Below are 2987 nucleotides of genomic sequence, written 5' to 3'. Positions count from 1 at the left end.
CTGCCCCCGCCGCGATTGAAGCGGCCGTCGCGGAGGCGCTGAACAGTTTCGGCAGGATCGATGTGCTGGTCAATAATGCGGGCTATGCGGCGGGCGGCTTCGTGGAAGAGGTGCCGATGGAGGAGTGGCGCCGGCAGATGGAGACGAACTTCTTCGGCCTGGTTGCGGTAACGAAGGCCGTTCTTCCGCAGATGCGGGAGCGGCGCTCGGGCCTCATTATCAACATCGGAAGCGTCAGCGGTCTGGCGGCTTTTCCCGGCTACGCGCCATACGCCGCTTCGAAGTTCGCGGTTGAGGGCTTCAGCGAGAGCCTGCGGCATGAAATGTCGCCATTCGGAGTGAGGGTCGTTATCATCGAGCCGGGCGCGTACCGCACCGCCATTTGGAGTAAGGGGCTGTCGCAGATCAGCGCCGCCGATGGATCTCCGTACCGGGCGCGTCTGGATGCGGTGCTGCGGTATTCGCGCAAGACCGCCGATACGGCGCCCGATCCGCAGGAGGTCGCCGAGCTGATCGGCCGAATAGCGCAGATGCGCTCGCCCCGCCTGCGCTATGTAGTCGGAAGAGGCTCCCGGCTGCTGACCGGAGGCAAGAGCCTGCTGCCCTGGAGATGGTTCGAGCGAATAGTCGCCCGGGCGCTCAGGTGACGGCGATATTTGAATTTTCCCGATTGGTGGTCTATTGTAAAGCTAGGTATATTTACAGTGATTGGAGGCAACCGATGCCTGATTTTATGGAGTTCCAGCTGTGCTTCGATGAAGCGGGACGCGAAATTGAAATTCTGGATGTGACCCGCACCGGCGAGAATGAATACCGGATCGAAGAGACCCCCGTGTTCAGACCGGACTTATCCCTTGGAGACATCATCAAAGTGAAGGAAGAACGGGGCGTCTATTACTACGTGGAAACGGTGCGGAAATCGGACTACCGGAAGCTGGTCAGGCTGCTTAGCCGGGAAGCCGCGAAGTCGCCGGAGCTTACCGCATTCCGGAAGCGGGTGCTGGAGCGGGGCGGGAGGTGGGAGACGGTATTTGGAGGAGTGCTCATCATTCACGTTCCGAAAGAAGCGGAGCAGCCCTTGAGGGACGAGCTAGAAGCGATTGCCCGTACATACGGAATTTGAAGGAGGTTATTTATAGTGAACAAATTTACCAAGCTGGTTAAGGATTGGGTGCCGACGATTCTGGTAGCCGTTGTCCTGTCTTTGCTGATTCGCAGCTATGTCGCCGAGGCGATGAGCGTTCCGACGGAGTCGATGGTCCCGACGATCCAGGCGGGAGACCGGCTCATTGTGGAGAAAATGCTCTGGGCCACCTCGCTGAAGCATGGCGACATCGTTGTATTCCATCCGCCGGTCCCCGGCGAGACGAAGCTGTACGTCAAGCGGCTGATCGGACTGCCGGGCGATGTTGTGCAGATCAAGGACGGAGCGCTGTACCGCAACGGGGACAAGGTGGATGAATCCTACCTCACCGCAAAGATGGATTACGCCTTCGGGCCGGTGACAGTTCCGGAGGATCATTATTTCTTCCTTGGGGACAACCGGAATATGAGTTTCGACGCGCATTCATGGGACACGCCCTTCGTCGCGAAGGATAAGCTGATCGGCAAGGTCGTGCTGGAGATTCCGTTTCACAAGCTGCGGGATTGACCTGACCGGCGAGCGCGGTTATAATTGGAAAAAGAAGTAAGCCTAAAGGTGAATCAACGAAGACGAAGGGTAAGTAGACGTATGGCAGGAATTTGCAGAGAGCCGGCGGTGGCTGCGAGCCGGTGTTCCGCATACGATTGAATGGCCTTCCGAGTTGCTGTCCCGAGCCCGGCCCGCCGGTCGTAGGGATAGCCGGGGTTCCCGCCGTTATCAGAGGGAACGGTATCGAAGAGGCATGCATATGCCGAATCCGCACCGTCTAACGAGGACCGTCAACTCCGCGCAGCCGCGCCGGAAGGAGCGGTCGATTTAAGGTGGCATAACGAGCAGTCTCGTCCTTATAAGGACGGGGCTTTTTTTGTTGATAAGAATCTATAAGTTTTCGGGTCCTCGCAAAGTACCTGAGAACACTTCAGTGACAATTCTTCACTTTGTGGGAAGATTTTGAAAGGGGGTGATGGCCTTGGATGGCGGCTGGTGGCGATGGTTAAGGTTTACAATATATCCAAAAAGGAGAATGAGCAATGAATCAAGAGAGAGTATTGACCGGGGACCGCGTAACCGGAAAGCTGCATCTGGGCCATTACGCGGGTACCCTCAAGAACCGGGTGGAGCTGCAGCACCGGTATGACACCTTTATTATGCTGGCCGATGTACAGGCGCTGACCACCCATTTTCATCAGCCCGGGCTGATCCGCACCCATTTGCGGGAGATTGCCCTGGACTATTTGGCGGCGGGAATTGATCCGGGGCGGGCGACCATCTTCATCCAGTCGATGATTCCGGAAATCGCCGAGCTGACCCAGTTCTATTCCATGTTCGTTACCGTGAACAGCCTGCGCCATAACCCGACGATCAAAGCGGAGGCGCAGAGCGGCGGTGGGGATGAGATGTATTACGGCTTTCTCGGTTATCCCGTCAGCCAGGCGGCGGATATAACGTTCTGCAAGGCGACGATCATTCCGGTGGGGGAAGATCAGCTTCCTCTCATCGAATTGACCCGCAAAATCGTCCGCCGGTTCAATGAATTGTACCGGCCCGTGCTGACCCTTCCCCGGGCGCTTGTCGGCGATACGCCGCGGCTTGTGGGAACGGACGGCAGCGCCAAGATGAGCAAGAGCCTTGGCAACGCCATTCTGCTCGACTCCTCGCGTGAGGAGCTTGAGCTGAAAATGCGCAAGGCGGTGACCGATCCCTCCCGCGTGCGCAAGGGCGATCCGGGGCATCCGGACATCTGCCCGGTCTATGCGTATCACCGCTGCTTCCGGGTGGAAGGCGCGGAGGAGATCGGCGAGGCGTGCCGCAAGGGCGTAATCGGCTGCGCGGAATGCAAGCG

General features: G+C 58.2%; 4 protein-coding genes. All 4 read left to right on the top strand.

Going from position 1 to position 2987, the window contains the following annotated elements:
* The coding region (locus tag L692_RS0123150) for an SDR family NAD(P)-dependent oxidoreductase (protein WP_025702339.1) at window positions 1-647 on the top strand (647 nt) is incomplete at its 5' end.
* 74 nt (window positions 648-721) lie between these two features.
* Window positions 722-1123 carry a DUF4265 domain-containing protein gene (locus L692_RS0123145; protein WP_025702338.1) on the top strand — a complete coding sequence of 134 codons (402 nt, stop codon included), beginning with the start codon at window positions 722-724 and terminating at the stop codon, window positions 1121-1123.
* A gap of 15 nt (window positions 1124-1138) precedes the next feature.
* Window positions 1139-1651, top strand: coding sequence for a signal peptidase I (lepB, locus tag L692_RS0123140; protein WP_025702337.1), 513 nt, complete (start codon window positions 1139-1141; stop codon window positions 1649-1651).
* A gap of 524 nt (window positions 1652-2175) precedes the next feature.
* A partial coding sequence (trpS, locus tag L692_RS0123135; RefSeq protein WP_025702336.1) for a tryptophan--tRNA ligase occupies window positions 2176-2987 on the top strand: 812 nt, incomplete at its 3' end.

This window comes from Paenibacillus forsythiae T98, from assembly GCF_000520735.1.
GTDB classification, from domain to species: Bacteria; Bacillota; Bacilli; order Paenibacillales; family Paenibacillaceae; genus Paenibacillus_AQ; species Paenibacillus_AQ forsythiae.
This window is presented reverse-complemented; position numbering and strand designations above follow the sequence as displayed.

Bases quoted from the DNA above. Each gene is read 5' to 3' on its own strand.
- L692_RS0123145 (WP_025702338.1), top strand. From the start codon at position 722: ATGCCTGATTTTATGGAGTTCCAGCTGTGCTTCGATGAAGCGGGACGC.